We start from the raw sequence: 21,296 nt of genomic DNA on the forward strand, positions 1-21,296 counted from the left end.
AAGCAACACTTCTTATTTGATACTATTTGATAATAATTATCATTATCAATATACATAAGGGGCGAAGTATATCATGTCACGAAGATTTAAAGGGTTTGGTATCATGCTGTTGGTGATTAGTGTAATGCTGGCGGCATGTTCCGGTGGAACCAAGGAAGAGAACACTACAACTGGAACAGCAGGTGCTACAACTGAAGGAGTAGCGAGTACTGCAGAAGAAACAGCGACTGAAAGTGGGACTAAGGTGGTGAAGGATCAGTTTGGAGAAGTAACGATTCCAACTCATCCTCAAAATCTGGTTGTGTTTGATTCGATCTATGCCGAGTATCTGATTGAGATAGGTGTAACACCCCAAATCGTTTTGTTAACTCCAGAAGTTGAAGCGGAATACCGCCCTGATTATTTGAAAGAACACGGAGTCCAGATCATTGAAGTCGAGCAATATCAATATAATTATGAGCAGTTGCTTGCGTTGTCACCGGATATGATCCTTGCAGCTGGCGAAGGCATGGAACAGGGCGTATATGATGAATTGTCCAAAATCGCTCCTACGGTGGCACTGGATGCCAACAGTGAAATGAAACGTGCTATGCCAAAGCTGGCTGCCATATTTGACAAGACCGAAGAATCTGACAAAGTACTGGCTGAATTCGATGAGAAAGCCTCACAAGCGAAAGAGAAAATCGCGGTAGCCCTGGGAGACAAGACCGTATTGGTTCTCCGGGTAGAGCACAATCGTTACCGTTTCATGGGTCCCAAAGGAGGAAGCAGCAGTGTTTTCTTCTATGATATCCTGGGTCTGAATAGTCCTGAAGCGATCAAAGACTCTACAGATTGGTTTAGCCAGTTCTCCCTGGAATTCTTGCCTGAGATGAATCCGGATTATATTTTCCTGGAAGACAGAACCCTCGTAGGTTATGACACGAAGAAATCCATGGAAGATCTGAAAGCAAGTCAAGTGTGGTCGAATCTGGAGGCTGTGAAGAATGATCATGTCTTCCCGTTGAAGACAAGCCAATTTGTATCAGGTGTAGGTCCGATTGGCTCTGTAAAATTGATGGACTATGTTGTTGAAAAGTTGGTGCCTTAAATGACAACGGAGACACAATTGGATATCTACGATATTACGATTATAGGTGGTGGGCCTGCTGGAATGTACGCCTCCTTTTATAGTGGCATGAGAGCCATGCGTACCAAAATCATTGAAGCCAAACAGGAACTGGGTGGATTCATGCGTACGTACCCGGAGAAGCTGATCTGGGATGTGGGAGGGGTTGATCCGATTCGCTGTGAGAAACTGATTGAATCGCTGGAGAGACAAGCGAGAACGTTCGATCCAACGATTGTATTTGGGCAGGAAATTGCTGAGCTTGAACGACGTGAAGATGGTGTATTTGTACTCATGTCCAAAACAGGGGAGCGCCATTACACACGTACCATCCTGTTATGTGCGGGTAGAGGCATGACTCAGGTGCAAAAGCTGGATGTCGAGGGTGCCAATCGGTATGAGCTGACAAATCTGCACTATACCGTAACTGATCTATCCCGATTTGCCGGGAAGCGTGTTCTGATCTCGGGTGGTGGCGATTCCGCAGTCGACTGGGCGAATGAAATGGGCAAAATAGCAAGTGAAGTTACGGTGGCACACAGACGTCATGAATTTACCGGACACGAGTCGCCAGTTGCTCAGATGAAAGCTCAGGCCAACGTCATGACGCCGTTTAGCATCTCACGCTTATACGGTACAGGTGACAAAATCGATCGTGTCGAGCTAGCCCATGTAGAAACTGGTGAGATCATACATGTTGAAGTGGATGAAGTTGTTGTAAGCCATGGGTATGATCGTGATTTCGGTAACCTTGTGCAATGGGGACTGGCGCGTGAAGATTACGGCGTGTCCGTTGATCAGCGCATGCGTACCAACATTCCAGGTATCTTTGGAGCGGGTGATTTCATCACTTATGGAAGCAAAGTCAGGCTGATCGCAGGTGCTTTTAACGATGCGGTGCTCGCAGTCAACAGTGCCAAGACGTATCTGGAACCTGCTGCTTCCGATATGGCGGGTGTCTCTTCCCATAATGCCCGTTTTTATGAAAAAAACAAAGCTCTCTCCAATACGTAGATAGGTTTGCGTGAATGGAAGGCAATCTGAAGAGCCCGACACAATTTCGAGATCTCCTCGAAATTGTTCGGGCTTTTTTCAATAGAATGATGAAGTAAGGAAATGAAATACAAGTTGAAGAAATGATATAATCATAACAAAGAAATATGAAAGATCACTATGGGAGGTAGCAGATGAAAAAGATAAACAAATTTATATCTTCTCCTCTTGAATTTGAGGTCTTGGAGCATGACCAGGTGATTGCCAAAGTGAAGTTGGATTATAGCAATCAAACGGTTGAAGTATGGCAAGATAAAAGTGTATCGCCTGTTTTTCTCCCTTTTCCAAGCAAGTCTAAGGTAACCGTTGGGGATGTACTGGATTACTTTGAATCCAGATGTTTCCCTCGCACCAGACATCATGCCGATAAAATTTTGCAATCATTAGGTCTGAATGATTATGTAGCTTCGGAGATCGTAAAACAAACACATGGTGTGTTATATGATGATTATGTCTGGATTCGATTTTCTAATGAGGAGTTGTCTTGTGCTGATGTCCATCCCCGTTTTGCAGGTGAGCAAGGATTCTCGTAAGACTTTTGTCAGTAGCAGCAAGATTTTGAGATAGTTGCTCAAATTTTAAGATCCCAGATTCGAAAGTATGAACACTTATTTGTGTGATTAGATATTTATAGTCTTTCGGCTTATGATCATTGACGACAGCGAGATATTCAAACCAAATAAAACAGCGCCACCTGAATCGTTCTGGTGGGCGCTGTTTGTGTAATCTTTTTTGAGCTGGATAAAGAGTCTTAAATCCCCAGACTGCCGATCTTGGCGAATGGATAGATGATTTTCTAAGGAACTCAGGACATCTTATTTGGCCTTCCGCTCCTCTTCTTAAATTCTAAGGAACCTCAGACACGTTATCTACCAAAATGCCCTTATAAAAACACTGAAAACGGCTTGTTAATCGGATATAGAGTGTCTCAAGTTCCTTAGATTTCTGCACGCGCTTCAAATCGTTGAATAAGACGCCTCAGATTCGTCAGTGCCTGCTCTCACTTGAAGGGCACGTTCTCATACATTCAGGATTCAGTGCGCTTGCCTACGCTGAACACGTTCAGGTTCGGTTTCGGGTCTCACTAGAATTGAAAACTCGCGCTAATTCAGCTCAGTCTGTCCACTTGCGAGTCGATCTGCGATCTCTTCGGCTTGTAGAATAGAGGTATAGGGATCAGCAGTGAAATATTTATGAATATCCAGTTTGTAGATATGGTCGTTCTGCACCGCAGGCAGATTGTCCCAGACGGTAGGCAACAGGGAGTGATCTTTCGTGCCTTTTGTAACCATCATCAGCAGGTAATCACCTACATACTCTCCAAAGACCTCCGCGCTAGCTTCCAGGTTTTCTTTGCCTTGGTCCAGAAGATCTGATTTTACCTTGGGTGCCGGAGTTAGTCCAAGCAATTCATAGGCTGCTCTTCCACCACGATTGGCGCTGTTGCCGATAATGGCTGGGTTCTTCAAAAAGTTAAAATCGGCAACGGTGAAGGTGGCACCGTCTGGAATGACACCTTTAATTTTGGCCTGAGCTGCTGCGATCCGTTGTTTAAATGATTCGTTCCAAGTTATAGCTTCTGCTTCGCGGTTCAGAATCTCGCCCATGGCTGTCACTTCTGCTTCCATGGAATCATACTGATCGGGTACGAATACGATAGTCGGAGCGATTTTGGAATAGGTCTGAAATTTCTCCTGGTCCCATGTGATAATCAGATCCGGTTCCAGCTCTACCATTTTCTCAAGTGAAACCTCACTATGGTTACCCAAATCGGCGCTATCGACAAGTTTGTCACGCAGGAACATTCCATAATCCAGCAGGCTGCTCGGCACACCAACGGGTGTTACGCCGACAGCCAGAACATGTCCTATATTCCAGTCAACGACAACCCGCTCCGGGTTGAGGGGGACTGTAACGTCTCCCATCATCGTAGAGAGTGTTCTTGTCTGTGGTGTGGTGTTACCTGTTTCTGTCGCGACGGGTTCCACCGTCTCTTGCCGGGTGCAACCACTAATGAATATGGCCATGATCAGCAAAACAGGCAGGGCGATACGATACCAAGCTTTCTTAAACAACATGACGAACCCTCTTTCTAATTGATAATGATTTTCATTTAATATAACTCTAGAGGCAATCTTGCGATTGCACAATAACCGATTCGGAAGCGGAAGCATAACCATTTCAGAACTCAATCGACAGGTTGAACTGAGAATGATTATCATATATGATGAGGCGAAGCTTTGGATGTGGTAACGAGGAAACACAAAGAAAGGTCCATGACGATGAACATAGAAGAATACGGGGCATTATGGGAGCATATAACAATCCGATTACTGGATATTCGGATCATGACCGTTAACATTAGTGAAGATCCTAATACGTGGACGCTTCCCTCGAATGCTTTTTTACTAATTACGAATGGCAAGGGGAAGATCTGGCTTGGTCAGGCGATGCATCACATTAAAGGGACATATATTCTGCACGCCTCCAAAGGAACGAGCCTGGATTGTATGGCTAAGAAGCCGATGGAAATACATATGTTGTCTTATTCGTCACCAGAGTCAGAGAAGCCAAATACTGAAAGATCCCAAACATATACTGGGGTGGAGTCTCTGCAATTCAGTTTTGGTTTTGATCCAGCGTGTCCATTGCCATTAATTGAAATCATGCAGTTGATGTACAGACAATGGAATGAACTACAGTCAGCAGGCCGGATTCAAACCAAGGCGTTGTTCTACCAATGGCTCGCCGAGATGCTGAAACAAATGCAGGAGCAGAGGTTTAACGATGCTAAGCTGGATCGGGTAGATCAGGCGGTGCATTATATGAAACGTCACTACGGAGAACCACTTAAGATAGAACAGGTAGCTGAAATGCTGAATTGTAGTCCAAGGTATCTGAACCAATTGTTTCAGCTTCAATTAAATACGAGTCCCAGCCGTGTGCTGTCACAGATTCGGATGGAACAGGCATTAAAACTACTGGTGAGCACGAATGGGACCTTACAGGAAATCGCGGAGAGAGTAGGCTATGAGAACGGCTACACGCTAAGTCGTTATTTCAAGAAACATTATGGTGTATCTCCTGAGTTTTACAGAAAGCGTCGAGAGTGCAGTGCTCCAGATGTAGCCCTGCAAACATTCCAACCACTTGCCGTTCTGGAAAGTCATTATTCGGGATGGAGCGAACGAACGGTACCTATAGTTGAAGCTGACAAAAACCAGCCAAAACAGAAGATTATAGATCTACAAGGAGTCCAAGTGAGGAAGCCCCCAGCGCCCGAGGTACCAAGAGCCAGAACTCGAAAACTTGCCACAAGCATGGGCGAGATTACGATACCGACCAAGCCTAGCCGTGTTGTCGTGGACTGGAATTTGGGAGAAGTGCTGGCATTGGGAGTGACGCCTCTTGGAGCGCCGCATTCACTCATTGAAAGTAACCAAATGCTGGAGCCTTATATCTATGATCAAGTACAGGATATCGGCAATCATAATTTTATCTCGCTCGAAAAAGTGCTTGAACTGGAGCCCGATTTGATTATCACCTGGAATCCTGCTGCCTACGCTTCCTATGCCAGAATTGCACCTACGGTGGTCTATGGAGAGACTGGTTACGGCTCTGTCGCGGAGGAGATTCGAGAGATGGGACGTATTCTGAATCGCCAGACAGAAGCCGAAACATGGATTAAGGAATACGGGCGGAGAGTACATACTTTGCAGCAAACGATCCCGGGCAAGGTCTCCGCAGAGAAGACATTTACCGTCATTGATCCGAACTGGGGAGAACATATTACCCTTGTGGGAAATACGGGAACTCGTGGAGGTAAGGCAGCCTACGGGTTACTGAACTTGAAGCCAGCAGGCAAGGTTCGCCAGGAACTATTGGAGCCGGGCCTGGAATACCTGGATATTGCGCGGAGTGCGGTAGGTGGGTACCTGGAGGACTACCTGTTGGTGTTGGATAATGGTCCAAGACACGGACTTGATCAAGCTTCAGGCAAACCATGGCAGAAGTCCATCGAGACAGATCACTGCCGGATTATTAGCCTTGACTGGAATAGATATTTTCTATCCGACCCGTTGTCTGCGGTACTTCAAGCCGAGGAAATGGCAGACCGGATTATGGCATATTAATTGTCGCTCACGCAATGAACTGTAAGACTTATCGACCAGATATCATATATGCATATCCCGAAATGAGCGAACCATATATGTGAATATCTGGTGAATTTCTCGATGTTTAAGTCCATGATGGTTTGTTCTCCATTATACTTGATGAAAACGGACGAGGAGATGGACTCCAAATGAAAAAACAAATGTGGATCATTGCAAGTGTTGTAGTTGTGATTGTAATCGGAACCTATCTGTTTGCAAGCAATACGGGCAAGGAAGAGGCGGGTACAGCCAATGCGCCCAACATCCGAAAATTGGTGGAAGATATCAGCACAGGAAAAGAAACACCAGAATCTGCTTCCATCAATGCCAAACAGTTAATCGTCACCGATCAAGATGAAAAAACCATTACATATGATTTGCCTGAAAATGAATTTTTCCTTTCCATTGCACCCTATGTGGACCAGACCCATCCCTGTGCAATTCATAGCTTGACCGGTTGTCAGGGGGAAATGAGCAATAAGGAATTTAGCGTTACCATTCACGATTCTCAAGGCAACACTTTTATGAAAGATGCAGTGATGAAGTCTGGTGCAAACGGATTTATGGATTTTTGGGTGCCTAGAGACAGAACCTATCTGATTCGTATTGTTGGAGATGGAAAGGTTGCAGAAACGCAATTGTCTACATATGAAAATGATAGTACATGCATCACTACGATGCAGTTGAGTTAACAGCAATCAATAGAAGGGAAGGATGGCTTTTGAGCTATTCTTTCCTTTTTTATTTGATAAAAGAATGGGAATAAGGTACTTTCCATTGACAAAAATTCATTCCTACGGCATAATCCAATAGTGATAATGATAATTGTTATCATATAAATACATATTAACAGGGGAGAAAAGAGATATGAAAAAAGGGTTGAATGGACTGTTGATTATGCTGGCCTTTGTGCTGGTTTTGGCGGGTTGTGGTAAAAGCACGACTACAACAGATACAAGTCAAGGTATTGACTCGGGTAGTGCTCCGGCTGAAGAGACAGCAGGTCCTGTTACCGTGAAGCATAAACGTGGAGAGCTTAAGCTGGACAAGCCAGCAGAACGTGTCGTTACGCTTGAATGGACATATACGGAAGATGTTGTTGCCCTGGGTGTTCAACCAGTAGGTAACGCAGATAACGCTAACTATAAAGTGTGGGTAACATCCGAAGCAGCACTGGATGACAGTGTAACGGATATCGGAACACGCAGTGAACCAAATCTGGAAGCTATTGCTGCATTGAAGCCAGATCTCATCATTGCTAATGCAGATAATAACACGGCGGTCTACGATCAGCTTAACGCGATTGCTCCAACGATTGAATATGATCCGTATGATGGTGACGGCTATGATTATGACAAGATGACAGAGATCTTTAATAACATTGCAACGGCTCTGGGTAAGGAAGACAAAGCAAAAGAAGTTCTTAGTGATCTCGATCAACACTATGTAGAAGCCAAAGAAAAACTGGCTGCTGCGGGAAAAGAAAACTTCAACTTTGCACTGACACAAGCATTCACATATCAAAATGCAGTCAGCCTGCGTATGTTTACCGATAACTCGGTTGTGATTGGTACATTGGACAAAATCGGACTGGTTAACGAATGGAAGCCGGATAAAGTTGAGAACTATGGCTTCTCTACAGTAGGTATTGAATCCTTAACCGATGTAAAGGACAGTAACTTCATTTATATTACACAACCAGACGATGACGTCTTTGGCACAGCCATGAAAGATAACTCGGTATGGAACGGACTGAACTTTGTGAAGGAAAAACGCACATATCAACTTGATAGTACAACATGGACATTTGGTGGACCGATCTCCTCCAAAGTATTGGTTGATGGGGTAGTCGAGGCGATTACCAAATGAGTTCGGTTCAAGGATCTAAGCCAGCTATGAATTGGCGCACAATAAGCATATATGGGGGCGGTCTAACCGCTCTCATCGTGCTTTTTTTTGTAAGTCTGTGTTATGGAGAAGCTTCCATTCCTTTGCATGTCGTTTGGGACGCTCTTACAGGCAGACAGGATTCATTAGAGCACAATATGGTCTGGGACTTGCGCATGCCGCGTACAGTAATCGGTATTCTTGCGGGTGGCGCACTGGCTGTTGCGGGCGCTTTGCTGCAAACGATTACTCGTAATCCATTGGCTGCTTCAGATACGCTGGGCATTAATGCAGGAGCGTACTTTGTGGTGGTGCTGGGAGCTATCGCTTTTCCAGGTCTATTAAGTCAGTCGCCTTTTCTTTTCGCAGCACTAGGTGGTTTGCTGGCAGCATTTGCGGCTTATTTCATGGGCGGCGGACGAACATCAAGCCCGGTTCGACTTGCGTTGTCCGGTATGATTGTATCGATGGTGCTTGGTTCATTTACAAGTGCATTACATATTTTTTTCTCCATGGAGACACAAGGGTTGTTCCTTTGGGGCTCCGGAACACTTGTCCAGAATGACTGGAGTGGTGTGTTTTATGCTTTGCCTTGGGTGGTTGGTATTACCCTTCTCGCGTTAATCCTGTCCAGACAGTGGGATATGCTGGAGTTGGATGAATCAACAGCCTCTTCCTTGGGACAAAAGGTTACATTGGCTCGTGCAGTAGGGTTAATTCTTGCTGTATTGCTGGCTGCTGTGATTGTAAGTGTAATCGGACCGATTGGCTTCGTGGGACTGGTCGCACCACATCTGGTTCGATTGAGTGGTGTACGTTCTAACCGATTACTTTTACCCGGTGTGTTCATATGGGGCGCAGCGCTCCTGGTTGGAGCAGATGTCCTCGCCAAGATGGTGCATAACTCCAGCATGGAACTGCCAACGGGTGCTGTTATGGCGATCATTGGTGCACCGTGGCTCATCTGGCTTGTTCTTACACGGATGAAGGCTGCGAACGGATCAGGCATGTCTACTTCAATGAGCACAGGAGGAGCTGCGCGTCGTTTTGCATTTGGCCCGATGGCTGTATTATTCTCAGTCATAACGGTCGTGCTTATCTTGCTCAGTACGATGTTTGGCGGTATGCGAATTCCCCTGGCCGATTGGTTACCAAGTCTGTTCCAATCGGATGGACTGTTCTCCGCGCTGATTCAGCTTCGGATTCCGCGTACACTTGTTGCCGCAGGTGCAGGAGCTGCACTGGCAATCAGTGGTGTACTCATTCAGATGGCGGTACGTAACCCGCTGGCAGATGCTTCAATTGTTGGTGTGTCCTCAGGTGCAGGGCTTGGAGCGATGATGGTCATCATCTTATGGCCGGGTCTTCCGATATACTTGCTGCCAATTGCGGCAATCATCGGTGCAGCCATTGCTGCAGTGGTGGTGTTCTCCCTCGCCTGGAAGAAAGGACTGAACCCTTCGGCGGTTGTGTTGCTGGGGATTGCAATGTCTGCCATTGCTGGAGCAGGTATTCAGATTCTGATTGTCCGTGGTGCGGTATACGGTAGCAGCGGATATATCTGGCTGACAGGAAGCACCTATGCTCGTACCTGGGAACAGGTGAAGGTTATCGGATTATTTTTAGTTATTCTGGTACCGGTGGCTTGGTGGCTGGCACGCAGATTCGAACTGCTGGTATTTGACGACAACAGTGCATCCGGGCTTGGTCTAGGAGTACGTCGTACACGATTATTGGCCATGACAGTGGGTGTATTACTTGCAGCAGGTGCGGTTGCTTGTGTAGGAACCGTTGGTTTTATCGGCCTGATTGCACCACATATGGTACGGCTACTGACGGGGAATAAGTTAAGACGATCCATGTTCCTATCCGCATTAGCGGGTGCAGTCATGCTGGTGCTCGCCGATACAATCGGCAGAACCGTCATGGCACCGACAGAGATTCCATCAGGCATACTCATTGCGATCATCGGAACACCGTACTTCCTGTATCTGATGTATCGTTCCAACTGGCGCAAGTCTGTATAAAAAGTTCAAACCTGAAGCCTGCTCCCCGAGCAGGCTTTTTGCTGTCACGGTATGCCCTCCAGCCATGATCTTATGTTCCTGTTTAACCCGGTTGCATAGATATTGGATCATTGGACCTGACGTGTGGTACCCACAGATAACCTCACCCGATGAATGTCTACTCCCGCACAAAATGACAAAATCCCCTCACGTCTACAAGAAGTAGAGACCACGTTTATCAAACGTGAAACTCTTACTCCCTGTGGATCTTGAGGGGATTTTGGCTTGAGCACATTCGAATTGTGCTCCCGTTAGCTGGATTTCAGAATCCCGCTGTCATCAACTGATTGTACCGCCTGTTGCAATATTTCATTATCCTGAACGAGGGCGAAGCGCACATACCCTTCACCTGAAGGACCAAAGGCACTGCCTGGCGTTGCGATGACTCCTGCATGTGTAACCAGATCCATGGCAAATTGCTCCGAGCTGTCGTAGTGCGCCGGAATCCGGCTCCAGACGAACATTGTTGCTTCAGGTTTGGCAATCGGCCAACCCAGACTGCTGAAGCCCTCACAGAGGATGTCTCTGCGCTGTTCATAGATTGCTCTGACCCGTTCAACCTCGGATTGATCACCAGTAATGGCGGCAATTGCTGCTTTTTGGATCGGAAGGAACATCCCGTAATCCATATTGGATTTTAGCTTTTTCAGCATGGAGACCATGGTTGCATTGCCCACACAGAAGCCGATTCGAGCTCCTGCCAGTCCGTACGTTTTTGACAGGGAATTGAATTCCACACCGACGTCCATGGCGCCAGGGAATGCGAGGAAGCTTCCACATGACTTTCCGTCAAATACGAGCTCGCTGTACGCATTATCGTGAAGCACGATAATATCATACTTCTTCGCAAAGGCAATCATGTCGAGATAGAACTGATCCGGTGCCATTGCAGTTGTTGGATTGTTAGGATAGGAGACCAGCATGAATTTTGCTCGATGAGCGATATCTTCCGGTATATCCTGAAGCTGAATAACATACCCGTTTTCTTCTTTTTGCGGCATATAATACAGTTCTGCACCTGCCAGTAACGGCCCATCCGCGAAGACGGGATAGCAGGGGTCAGGGACGAGCACCAGATCACCTTCATCGACAATGGAGAGGGATATATGTGCCAGCCCTTCCTGTGAACCGAGCAAGGAACAGATCTGTGTTGCCGGGTCTAACTCGACCTGATAGCGCTGCTTGTACCAATCGCTTGTAGCTTGCAGCAACTCAATCTGATCATTCACAGCATATATATAATTAGCCGGATCAGCTGCGGCCTCGCATAGTGCAGCTATAATATGCTGCGCAGGTGGGATATTCGGCGTACCCACACTGAGATCAATAACGGGCTGCCCGTTCTCCAGTCTGCGGCGTTTGATCTCCAGCAACCGGGTGAAAATTCCTTCGTTGAAATGATCCATTCGTTTGGCAAAGTTCATGATGATGATTCAGCCTCCAATCCTCTTCGTACGCATATTCATTAATAATAAATGGACAGAGACTAAAAGAGAAGAGCAGGGGAAAGCTTGTGGATCATGACTTTACTTTAAACTGGCTTAGTTCGTCTTGCAGTTTGCCAGATAGCTGGTTCAACTGTTTCGACAGATCCGCTACCTGTTCGATACTATCCAGCTGATCCTGCGTGCTGGCGCTTACTTCTTCCGTCGATGCCGAGTTCTCCTCTGTGGTGGAGGAGATAATCTCCAGTGCCTGGAATATCTCATCTTTGTGTTTGTGTACATTGGCGGTATTAGTGGTAATCTGCATCATACGTTGCTGTAGATCTTTCAGGTCTTTGTTAATACTGAAGAATACATGTTTGGTATCTTCTACGGATTTGGCATTCTCCTCCGCAATCTTCATACCGCGCATGGTATGTTCAACAGACAGGGTTGTTTTCTCTTCAATAACATTCACCTTTTTGTTGATTTCCTCTGTTGCCTGAGCCGTCTGTTCTGCAAGTTTGCGGACCTCTTCGGCAACGACGGCAAATCCTCTTCCATGTTCGCCAGCACGTGCAGCCTCAATAGAGGCATTCAGGGCGAGTAGGTTCGTTTGAGAGGCAATCTGTTTGACTGTATCCACAAAACTGGATATTTCATTCCGACTCAGGTCAATCTCCTGGATAATAGAGGACATTGCTTGGGTGGACTGGTGGTTTTCGTCGGACCATTTCGATAATTGTTCCACGACCGCAAGTCCTTGGCTGCTTTGATCAGCAGATGTCTGCACGACCGTTCCCATAGCCTGCGCATCGGTAGCAATTTCATCAATTTGGCTGGATAACGAGCCTGTTTTGCGTAAGATATTTTCCGTTTCGATGGACTGATAATTCGTTGCATTGGCAATCTCGTTAATGGCTGTTGATGTGTCATTCATGGTCACAGCCGTTCGTGAGGAGATGGCCTGCAGATCATTCGACGACTGGTTCAGGATTTGCGCCGAGCTACCGACCATTTGCAGCATGCCCTGAATTTTCTGCACCATGGAATTCAAGCCTGTGGCGATCTGTCCAATTTCATTATTAGATTTGATATCCAGTTGGACAGTCAGGTCACCTTGTTCAATCTGTTTAATCTTGGCCAGCAGCTGTGGTATGGAGCGTAACAGACGGCGAAGGGTAATGTAACAGATAATCACAAGCAGAAGGGTGGCTGCAGCAAAACCGCCAAGTGTAATCCACGTGAATGTTTTTAATTCCGCAAGAACTTCTTCTTCGGATATGGTCAGACCAACGGACCATCCCGTATCTTTGCTGGTAGCGTAGCCGATATATCGACGTTCCCCATTGTCGTTCATAAGTTGTACGCCGTTTTCACCCGCAAGCATTTTCTTGCCGATGTCTCCCATGTCCCCCGTACTGTTCAGGATGTTTTCCTTCAATACCTTCTCTTGATCTGGATGGTACAGAATTTCCCCGCTCTTGGACAGCAACATGGAATAGCCCGTGCTTCCAAGGGAATAACTCTCCATAATCGCCGGGATATCCTTGAATGCAATATCCGCTGCCGCAAAGCCGATCGTGGTGTTGTTTTCGTCTTTGATCGGATAAAAGATACCCATGAGTACATCGCCTGCTGCAATATCAATGTACGGATCGGAGAAATAAAGTCCGTCTGCGTCGGTAACCGGCTTGTAGTATGGACGTGATTGGATATCAAAGTCCGGTGCAGATACGACACCATCATTTTGAATCCAAAAGCCTTTTCCATCCAGGCCCGCGACCCAGGCATCGGCAAACGAAGGCTCTGCCTTAACGATAGCGGCGAGTGTCGCCTGTGTTTCCGCAGCGTAGGTTGAACTTTTCGCATCCGCAGCAGATGCTGTTGTTTCTATGTATTGCTGAAATAATGTGTTGGTGGACATTTGCTTGACCAGTGCACCTTTTTCCTTGAATAGTGCATCAAATTCACTAACAATGGCTTGTGTCTTGGTCTGGAGCATGGATTCCTGCTGTTTCACCAGAATATTTCGTGTGCTTGCAAACATAAATGTTCCCAGCACGGCAAAGACAACTACGATAATGATCAGCAGCACAATGGACAACGTATTTGCCATACTGGATGTCCGTGCTCCCGTTTTCCCCCACTTGTTCAACATGTTCGACATATTCCATCTCCCCAGATGATTAATAAAAAGCTCAAAACGCCTAAGTTATATGTCGGCTTAATCTATAGTTTTATGTAGATTTCTGTCGAATAATCCTGAAAGCGACGGAAAGGAAAGGCATGAGTATGAGAAGGTTGAAAGGGGAGGGATGAAAAAAGAGGAAAGGAATGAAAAAACGGGGATCGGTGGTGGTTCATCCAGGCGATCTTGTTTATAATGGAATGAATTGGAACTATGGATGGAAAAGGGGGATTATCTGTGAGTGAGTTATGGCATGCTTCAATACAGGGGGTTCCATGGAATGCCGAAAAGATGCACCAGGCGGTGCATCTGTTGCGTCGCAGAGCAACGGTTCATTTTCGCGTTGACGCGGATACATACGAGGACCTTGCCGAGCTCGATGCCAAAGTATTTTCTGCCCGGCCGGATCTGATTCTACACATATCACATATGGACCCTAAAGGGGTATATTCATCCGGATTTTTGGGGCGACTGGCACAGTTGAAACATGTGTCTGCCTTGCAGCTTGATCTTTCGCAGGCACAGGATTTGACGATTCTGGGTGCGATGGAGCAACTGCAGTTTCTAAGATTGAATTCACCTGCAAAGGCGACCGTGCTGGATTTTATTAAACACTACAAACGATTGACCTTTCTTGAACTGCGTGGCAAATTCAACGGATTTGCTTCCATTGCGGCATGTCTTCAACTGCATACGCTCATTCTGAACTGCACGGTCGAAAGTGTTGATGTGTTAGCGGAATTGCCCATGCTTCAGTATCTGTCCCTGGATCACTGTGAGTTAAAAGGCGGACTGGATGTATTGACACAGTCGACCATCTCGATGTTGAAGCTCAGCTCTGTTCGCAAACTGACGAGTATTCAGGGACTCGAACAGATGCGCGGGCTGGAATATCTGCATCTGTCCTTGCCCAAGCTGGAGCAGTTATGCGACTTTTCCCATCTGACCTCTCTCAGACAGCTCGAACTGGACTATATGAAATCGTTGCGGGATACGACACATCTATGGACAGCCCGTGCTTTGGAGTCTATTGAACTGAAAGAGATGAATACGGCGCTCAAGGCGGATTCGTTTGCTGGACTGACCGGGCTGGAGCATTTGCGCCAAATCGATTTTCGTTTTATTGATGTTAACAAAGGACGAATTGCAGCTATGCGTGATCACCTGGACAAGGCCGGAAAATCCCATTTGTTATATGAAAATATCCCTGAGCATGAACGCCTGAATTCCGCAGGTATTGCGCACTTAACGCATGTATTAATGTAAACGGGCTTCTGTCCAGCGTGTGTATACAGAGTGCACTCCGGTGAACGGACCGATTGAGGCGTGTAGATGTCATTGCTATCTAGGTGTTCGTATCCGTTAATGCGGGCATGTTGATCTCTTTCACGCAGGCCGCTTTGGACAAGCTGATGATACATCGAACGATGGAGACCATATCCTGCAGGGGAATGCGGGTCCCATCATACTCGGCCAGTGCACGTTCCATCCCGTCTTCATACGGAATTTCTGCCGCCAGTTCTCCCGGGTTGATGCATGTCACCGCGATGCGGTCATTTCTCGTATGTTCTCTTAGAGCTTCCGTAATACCCCGTATGGCAAATTTGGAGGCGACAAAAGAAACCTGGCTGCTGCCTGCATTGCTCAAACCGGCTGTTGAACCAATCAGGATGATCTTGCCTGCTTCAGACTGGCGGAGCTGAGGCAGTAAAGCCTGTATACATACAATTGTAGAAGTCACATTCACATGGATCAGCTGACTGATATCTGCGGGTTCATCCTTATCAAACGTGTAGTGCTCTTCAAATCCTTCCTTTTCCCAGATCCCCACGTTATAAATAAGCACATCCAACGTCTCGCCTTGAAGTTGGCTGGCAACTTGCTCTGCGGCCTGAAGCTCGGAAAGATCAGCCTGAATCCATATTCGCTCGACGCCATCCTCCACGGACAGACTTTCCGGCTTGCTGCGGGAGACCACCCAGACCTTATCACCGGATTGTGGCACACCTCTGACAAATGCATCGCCCAATCCCTTGCTTGCACCAAAGACAATTATATTTTTCAAATAAAGCCCTCCTTATCGATTAGAAATTAATAATATTTACATTAATCTATATCTTACTATAAAGGTGATATATGGAACATGAAGTTTACATGAGGTATGCTTCATCCTTATCAAGAAAAACCACCTCTGCCCCGCAAGGACGGGAGAGAGATGGTTGGAGAGATCATGATGACATTAATGGTAAAGTTTTAACTCGGCGATGGACCACCACCACTCGGGAGTGTCCGCGGTCAAGGCAATTTTGATGTATCGCGCCGTTTGTCTGGAGAACGTATGTGAGATGACAGGTCCTGTTCCCAGTACTTCCGTAACCCCTTCCCAACGTTCGCCATCATCAGAAGTGAAAAACTGGAAGCTGCGAGCATAATCGTTGCTGCTGCTGCTGCCTGAGTCCATTGTCAAGCGGCTGAAGCTCTGCTTGCTTCCCAGATCAATCTGGACCCATTGATTGGCATGTTGACCAGATGAAGAGGTCCAGCGTGAATTCAGATCGTCGTCGAGCATCGCCGCAACATCTTCAGAGGTGGAGGCAGTCGCTGTCCATGATGTTCGATCCAGTTCAGCAGGTAGCAGATGATCCTGTTCCCCGGATATCCAAGGTGTCTGATCAGCGGTATAGACCTCTAATTCAGCCACGGACCACCAATGAGAATCGGTACCCGTCTGTACGACCTTAATATAACGTGCCTCATGCGGTGTAAAAGCGATAGAAAGTAGCGCATCTGATCCTTCACCCGAAGCCAAGGCTTTTCCCCAATGCTCTCCATCCAGAGAAGTATATATTTCATAACCGCGAGCAAAGTCTTCCCGGCTGTGCGCGCTGTCCAGCACAATCCGATTCACTTGCTGCGAGGCTCCCAGATCAAGCTGAATCCATTCGCCGCCTGTTTGAGTCTGACCGGAGGTCCAGCGTGTTTGGTCCGAGCCGTCGAGTATAGCCGCTGCATCGTCTCCGGAGGAAGCTGTCACGGACCAGCCATCTGGCAGCAGCCTCTTTTGTTTGCCCGTTCCATTATGATGAACAGACAACTCGGAGATCGTCCACCATTGATCGGAATCCCCGATCTGCACCATTTTCACATAACGTGCTTGCTGTTCAGGGAAAGTGATGGACATGCGTCCAGGCGTGCCTTCGCCGCCCGCAATGGATGTGCCCCAGTGTTCACCGTCATCCGAGACATAAATCCGATACTGTCTCGGATAGTCTACTTTCGCATGGCCCGGGTCCAATTCTATGGCATCGAAAAAGCTCTTCTGGCCGAGGTCAATGGTAATCCATTGTCCTTTGGTTTGCTTCCTACCGTTTGTCCATAGTGTAGCTGAACTTCCGTCCAGCAAATTGGCTGTAACATCTGCTCCTTGAGTAGAGGAGGCGGTTACGATCCATGAAGAGCGATCTGGAGGCGGTACGGGCTGTGGGAGCTCTGGTGTTGCTTCAAGCTTGCCAAATCGGGCAAGCTTGAGTTCAGAGATCGACCACCAGCTGTCTGCAGAGGAAGTCAATACAATTTTGACATAACGGGCGGTTTGCATGCCCAAATCAACGGACAGACTTGGAGATGTTCCTGCTCCCTCTGCGATAGGCTCGCTCCAGTTCTCGTTATCTTTGGATACGTAGATTTCGTACCCGTGAGCATAATCACCGCCGTTGTTGCCGGAGTTCATGAATACCGTATCCATAAACTGTTCGCCACCCAGATCGATATGCAGCCAATCGCCGGGCTTCTGAATCTGTCCGGATGACCAGCGTGTAGTCAGATCACCATCCACCATGTGCTCTACCGGCTCCGAACTGGAGGATGCCGTAATGGTCCATTGGCTCCGATCGAGATAGACTACACCCTGAGAGGCATCCGGCTGTTTAACGACGGAATGTTCCAGCGGGTTAACCTTTACTTGCGCTTTGGCATACACGGTAGCCGAACCCAAAGCGCCATGGGCATTGTAGAAATGAACTGTTTTGACAGTGTCGGACGGATTCCAGATTTGCGCTGTATAGACGCCGTCTTTTTCATACACGGTTGCTGCCGGATCATCTGCCCATATATCTATCGTGCGTGTTCCCGTAGAAGCCATGCTGTGCATGAACCAGTACGCGTTAAAGACTTCATTTTGCTGCATCTCGCTCGTATTCCATTTGGCTAGAGCACCTTGCGGGTCTCCAATGGACTGGAATGGCCAGATAATATGCTGCCATGTGCGCTCCTGCTGACCACCCAGGTCCTTAATGAGACCATTGTAGAGAGCCTTAGTATTCTGCGGATCACGTCCATAATAGGTCATCCATTCCGCTGGCGGCAGCCAGTGAATACCGTAAATATGCTCCGCCTCATTAGAGAAGTACGTTCCATACAGGTAGGCGCTGCCGTACACATGACCTACCGTAGCGTGTTGGTAATCCTCCAGCCAGTTATCCCCGTCATAGTTAAACCAGTATTGCTCGGCAGCTTTCTCTTCGGTCATGAAGCCCCAGATCCCGGTGTCGCGATAGGCTTTGTTGCCTGTCACCTCACCCCACATATATTGGCCGACCCAACTAAAGAGCGCTTCTCCTGCGGCCTCCTGATTATTCCCGCTGCGATTATCGGCGTAACCACCTGCCCAGGAGTGACCTGCGTACGGATCAAAATTGCGAAGCCATGGAAACTGATCATCTGTCCGTGAAGGATTGGCATAGTCCCGAATCAGAAGCTCAACCATGTCGCCGTAATCTTGCAAGAATGTTTTGTCATATGTGGCCAGTACAGCCGATGCAAAAACGTAATAACCGTAGGTGAAATGATGATCTGTCAATCCGGTATTAACACCGAATCCGCTACCGTAAGGGAAGATGGTTCCCCATTCATCCGAATAATAAAAATAATACGAGTGCAAAGGTTCGTCCGGCGAATAGGTATACCAATCTGTCAAAATGGTTCTAAGCAGGGACAGATAGTTGTCTCGTCGTACCGTATCTCCTATCTGGTCGCTGATGAGCACACCCAGCGCAAGCGGATGAAGCTTTTTCCCTTGCCAGTAAGGATCCTCGCTCATCAGATTGCCTGCCGTATCCGCGTCAAGCTGATCCAGATAGCTGATTAATTGTGCACGCGAGTAGGTTGGATCATCTGGCTCCACAAATTGCGGAATAATGCCATAGAATCGATCCTGTGTCGTAAACGTATTGCCTTCACTTACTTTCATCATGCCGCGAATGGAAGGGTAAGCAAGCTCCGTTACCGGAGTAGTCGCTAGTTTCCATTGGTGCGGCAACAAGGCCATCACTGTCTCGGATGAAAAGCCTGCCCGCTTCGTCCGGGTTACCGAGTTGAAGGTAGTCGTTACCAGTGAAGTGCTCTCATTATAATTGTAGTCCACTGTTGTATCGGTTACAAAGGCGTAGGCATGCCGGTAATAATAAGACAGTTCTGCCGCGGACGGCAGGGTAGCGAGTGACAGATAGTCTTCGCTCTGGCCCAGCTTGATTTTGAGCGTATTGCCAAGTTTCATAAATACGGTTCCTTCAGGTGCAAAGATCCCGTAGTTTCTTGTAAAGGTCTGAGGCGTGGGCGCTCTGTCCTGATTGGTTACTTCAACACCGATATGATCGGCCGTCAGCGATTCTCCATCATTCAGAACAATTTCACGGTTCTGATCATCGAAGAGACGTGTGATGTTGGGAGAACGAACAATAATGGTATCCGGGTTATCGAAGGTGTTGTACAGGAAAGGGGAACCTTTCACAAACGTGGTATTCATTTTGGCTGTGTCATCATCGCTCATGATGATCGTTGCGGAATAATCCCCATATCCCGTCACCTTGGTATTTACCTCAGCCGGGTTCATATTGCTGGTGCTCATGATCAGATCCGGTTCACCGTCAGCGTCCATAGAACCGCCATCAGCCGAAACGTAACCAGCTCCGGGATTCAGAAGTTGAAGTCCTTGTTTGGTATATCTGCTTTTAAGCGGGAGTGTGACCAAACTGTTGCCATCCCCCAGATCGGATACAAGAATAGACTGCCACCAGTCATTGGAAGGGAGGGGCGCTGTGATGTCAGCCGTGCGATTTTTCGGGTTTTTCGGCTGCAGCATGGTGATGTCATTTACAGCGTAACTCCCGGAACCCACCTTTACCGAGGACGGTTCAGGGATATTCGGAATTGTATGCACAGGTTTGGCATCGCCTTCGATATACTCGTAGACGTCGAATGCGTACAGGGAGTATCCGTTGGTTGTTCCTCTGCCAAGTCCGGCTAATTTCACATACCGTGCTTCGGCGTATACCGGAATCTCATCCCGTCCACCGTCGCTGTGCAGTTCCCGGTATAATGTAGTCCACTGGTCTGCATCATTTGATACTTGAATATCGTATGCACGTCCAAAAGCGTTTTCCCATTGTAGGGATACGTTCCCGATCTCCCGGATTAGTCCAAGGTCTACAACAATCCATTCCTGATCCTTGTAGATGGAAGACCAGCGTGTATCCGGACGGCCATCCGTTACATTCCGTGCTTCGTAATTCCCTTTTTCCATTTTGGCTTTATCCTCGGCTGAACGGCTGGGCTCATCAATTTCTTCCGAAGACGCTGTAACCGGTTGTCCTAGTGCAAGGTTCATTGCTAATGGTTTGGGAGGTGGATTTGCTCCGCCCGTCCCATATACATTGAATTCGTATACAGAGACGCCATAGGCTGGCTGTGCTCTTTGATGACTGAACAAGCGCACATATCGTGCCTCCGCTGTGACCTCAATTTCTGTCAGGCCGCCTTGCCCCTTCGTTGTCGAGTAAACAGACTGCCAGTTGACCTCGTCGTTGGATACTTCCAGATTAAAGGCGGAAGCATACGCATTTTCCCACTGGATGGAGATGCCCGAGATGGAGGCCACCGTGCCTAAGTCAACATAGATCCACTGCGGATCTTTCTGCCATATGCTTTCCCAGCGGCTGTTTTTGTTGCCGTCAACCACAAGATCTGCCGTATTGCCGCCCAGAGATGACGAACTGTACACAGGCCGGTTCAGGGATAACAGATGATGTTCCTCATCTGCGGCGTTCACTTTTGAGACCGGCCACAGCGGGATGCTGCTAATCAACAACAGAACAGATAACAGCAAGTTCATGTAGATGTTGTGTGTTTTTCCTCTTTGACTCGTTCGTACCTTCATATGACTACTCCTTTGTTAGCCCTTGCCATCTCACCAGACAGAGCTTCTCTTATTCTCTTACTCGCTACCGTATGTATCATTTTGTTTCCCGTGTTGCTTTTGTGAGATGTGAATCCAATGCTCAACACGGGATATTCAGGTGCCCCATTTTGTATATCGATCATTTTGTCTGGAATATAAAGGTTTTTTAATCGTTTTCG

13 protein-coding genes are annotated in these 21,296 nt (G+C 47.4%); 8 read left to right on the forward strand and 5 right to left on the reverse strand.

Going from position 1 to position 21,296, the window contains the following annotated elements:
• Positions 1 to 73: 73 nt before the first annotated feature.
• The 3 genes from MKY28_RS04000 (at position 74) to MKY28_RS04010 (ending at position 2,694) form a co-directional block, all read left to right on the forward strand.
• A complete protein-coding gene (locus tag MKY28_RS04000) occupies positions 74 to 1,090 on the forward strand; it encodes an ABC transporter substrate-binding protein (protein ID WP_340018053.1) in 1,017 nt (338 codons plus the stop codon).
• Positions 1,091 to 2,122, forward strand: coding sequence for an NAD(P)/FAD-dependent oxidoreductase (locus MKY28_RS04005; protein WP_340018052.1), 1,032 nt, complete (start codon positions 1,091 to 1,093; stop codon positions 2,120 to 2,122).
• Positions 2,123 to 2,295: 173 nt separating this feature from the next.
• On the forward strand, positions 2,296 to 2,694 hold the full coding sequence (locus MKY28_RS04010; RefSeq protein WP_036617460.1) for a hypothetical protein: 399 nt from the start codon (positions 2,296 to 2,298) through the stop codon (positions 2,692 to 2,694).
• Between the two features lie 570 nt (positions 2,695 to 3,264).
• Here MKY28_RS04010 and MKY28_RS04015 read toward each other — a convergent pair.
• Positions 3,265 to 4,239, reverse strand: a complete 975-nt coding sequence (locus MKY28_RS04015) for an ABC transporter substrate-binding protein (RefSeq protein ID WP_340935038.1) — start codon at positions 4,237 to 4,239, stop codon at positions 3,265 to 3,267.
• Positions 4,240 to 4,443: 204 nt separating this feature from the next.
• Between MKY28_RS04015 and MKY28_RS04020 the strand changes: the two genes are divergently transcribed.
• The 4 genes from MKY28_RS04020 to MKY28_RS04035 all read left to right on the forward strand — a co-directional run bounded on the left by MKY28_RS04020 (position 4,444) and on the right by MKY28_RS04035 (position 10,229).
• Complete coding sequence (locus tag MKY28_RS04020) at positions 4,444 to 6,294, forward strand: AraC family transcriptional regulator (protein WP_340935040.1); 1,851 nt, start codon at positions 4,444 to 4,446, stop codon at positions 6,292 to 6,294.
• A 170-nt stretch (positions 6,295 to 6,464) separates the two neighbouring features.
• Complete coding sequence (locus MKY28_RS04025) at positions 6,465 to 7,007, forward strand: CueP family metal-binding protein (protein WP_340935042.1); 543 nt, start codon at positions 6,465 to 6,467, stop codon at positions 7,005 to 7,007.
• Positions 7,008 to 7,182: 175 nt separating this feature from the next.
• Positions 7,183 to 8,184, forward strand: coding sequence for an ABC transporter substrate-binding protein (locus MKY28_RS04030; protein ID WP_340935044.1), 1,002 nt, complete (start codon positions 7,183 to 7,185; stop codon positions 8,182 to 8,184).
• Complete coding sequence (locus tag MKY28_RS04035) at positions 8,181 to 10,229, forward strand: iron ABC transporter permease (protein ID WP_340935046.1); 2,049 nt, start codon at positions 8,181 to 8,183, stop codon at positions 10,227 to 10,229. The genes MKY28_RS04030 and MKY28_RS04035 overlap by 4 nt, the downstream gene beginning before the upstream one ends.
• A 290-nt stretch (positions 10,230 to 10,519) precedes the next feature.
• On the opposite strand, the gene MKY28_RS04040 is transcribed toward MKY28_RS04035, so the two are convergent.
• A complete protein-coding gene (locus MKY28_RS04040; protein WP_340935047.1) occupies positions 10,520 to 11,692 on the reverse strand; it encodes an aminotransferase class I/II-fold pyridoxal phosphate-dependent enzyme in 1,173 nt (390 codons plus the stop codon).
• A gap of 94 nt (positions 11,693 to 11,786) precedes the next feature.
• Complete coding sequence (locus tag MKY28_RS04045; protein ID WP_340935049.1) at positions 11,787 to 13,862, reverse strand: methyl-accepting chemotaxis protein; 2,076 nt, start codon at positions 13,860 to 13,862, stop codon at positions 11,787 to 11,789.
• Between the two features lie 258 nt (positions 13,863 to 14,120).
• Here MKY28_RS04045 and MKY28_RS04050 point away from each other — a divergent pair, with 258 nt between their 5' ends.
• Entirely contained in the window at positions 14,121 to 15,149 is a 1,029-nt protein-coding gene (locus MKY28_RS04050; RefSeq protein ID WP_340935050.1) for a hypothetical protein, read from the forward strand.
• 79 nt (positions 15,150 to 15,228) lie between these two features.
• Here MKY28_RS04050 and MKY28_RS04055 read toward each other — a convergent pair whose 3' ends face one another.
• Positions 15,229 to 15,948, reverse strand: coding sequence for an SDR family oxidoreductase (locus tag MKY28_RS04055; RefSeq protein WP_036617480.1), 720 nt, complete (start codon positions 15,946 to 15,948; stop codon positions 15,229 to 15,231).
• A gap of 174 nt (positions 15,949 to 16,122) precedes the next feature.
• Positions 16,123 to 21,096 carry a discoidin domain-containing protein gene (locus MKY28_RS04060; RefSeq protein ID WP_340935053.1) on the reverse strand — a complete coding sequence of 1,658 codons (4,974 nt, stop codon included), beginning with the start codon at positions 21,094 to 21,096 and terminating at the stop codon, positions 16,123 to 16,125.
• Positions 21,097 to 21,296 lie beyond the last annotated feature (200 nt).

The organism is Paenibacillus sp. FSL R5-0473, assembly GCF_038004565.1.
Lineage (GTDB): Bacteria > Bacillota > Bacilli > Paenibacillales > Paenibacillaceae > Paenibacillus > Paenibacillus amylolyticus.

What these genes read in the sequence shown, in the direction of transcription:
- MKY28_RS04000 (WP_340018053.1), top strand. Translation starts at nt 74, where the DNA reads ATGTCACGAAGATTTAAAGGGTTTGGTATCATGCTGTTGGTGATTAGT.
- MKY28_RS04005 (WP_340018052.1), top strand. Translation starts at nt 1,091, where the DNA reads ATGACAACGGAGACACAATTGGATATCTACGATATTACGATTATAGGT.
- MKY28_RS04010 (WP_036617460.1), top strand. Translation starts at nt 2,296, where the DNA reads ATGAAAAAGATAAACAAATTTATATCTTCTCCTCTTGAATTTGAGGTC.
- MKY28_RS04015 (WP_340935038.1), bottom strand. Translation starts at nt 4,239, where the DNA reads ATGTTGTTTAAGAAAGCTTGGTATCGTATCGCCCTGCCTGTTTTGCTG.
- MKY28_RS04020 (WP_340935040.1), top strand. Translation starts at nt 4,444, where the DNA reads ATGAACATAGAAGAATACGGGGCATTATGGGAGCATATAACAATCCGA.
- MKY28_RS04025 (WP_340935042.1), top strand. Translation starts at nt 6,465, where the DNA reads ATGAAAAAACAAATGTGGATCATTGCAAGTGTTGTAGTTGTGATTGTA.
- MKY28_RS04030 (WP_340935044.1), top strand. Translation starts at nt 7,183, where the DNA reads ATGAAAAAAGGGTTGAATGGACTGTTGATTATGCTGGCCTTTGTGCTG.
- MKY28_RS04035 (WP_340935046.1), top strand. Translation starts at nt 8,181, where the DNA reads ATGAGTTCGGTTCAAGGATCTAAGCCAGCTATGAATTGGCGCACAATA.
- MKY28_RS04040 (WP_340935047.1), bottom strand. Translation starts at nt 11,692, where the DNA reads ATGAACTTTGCCAAACGAATGGATCATTTCAACGAAGGAATTTTCACC.
- MKY28_RS04045 (WP_340935049.1), bottom strand. Translation starts at nt 13,862, where the DNA reads ATGTCGAACATGTTGAACAAGTGGGGGAAAACGGGAGCACGGACATCC.
- MKY28_RS04060 (WP_340935053.1), bottom strand. Translation starts at nt 21,096, where the DNA reads ATGAAGGTACGAACGAGTCAAAGAGGAAAAACACACAACATCTACATG.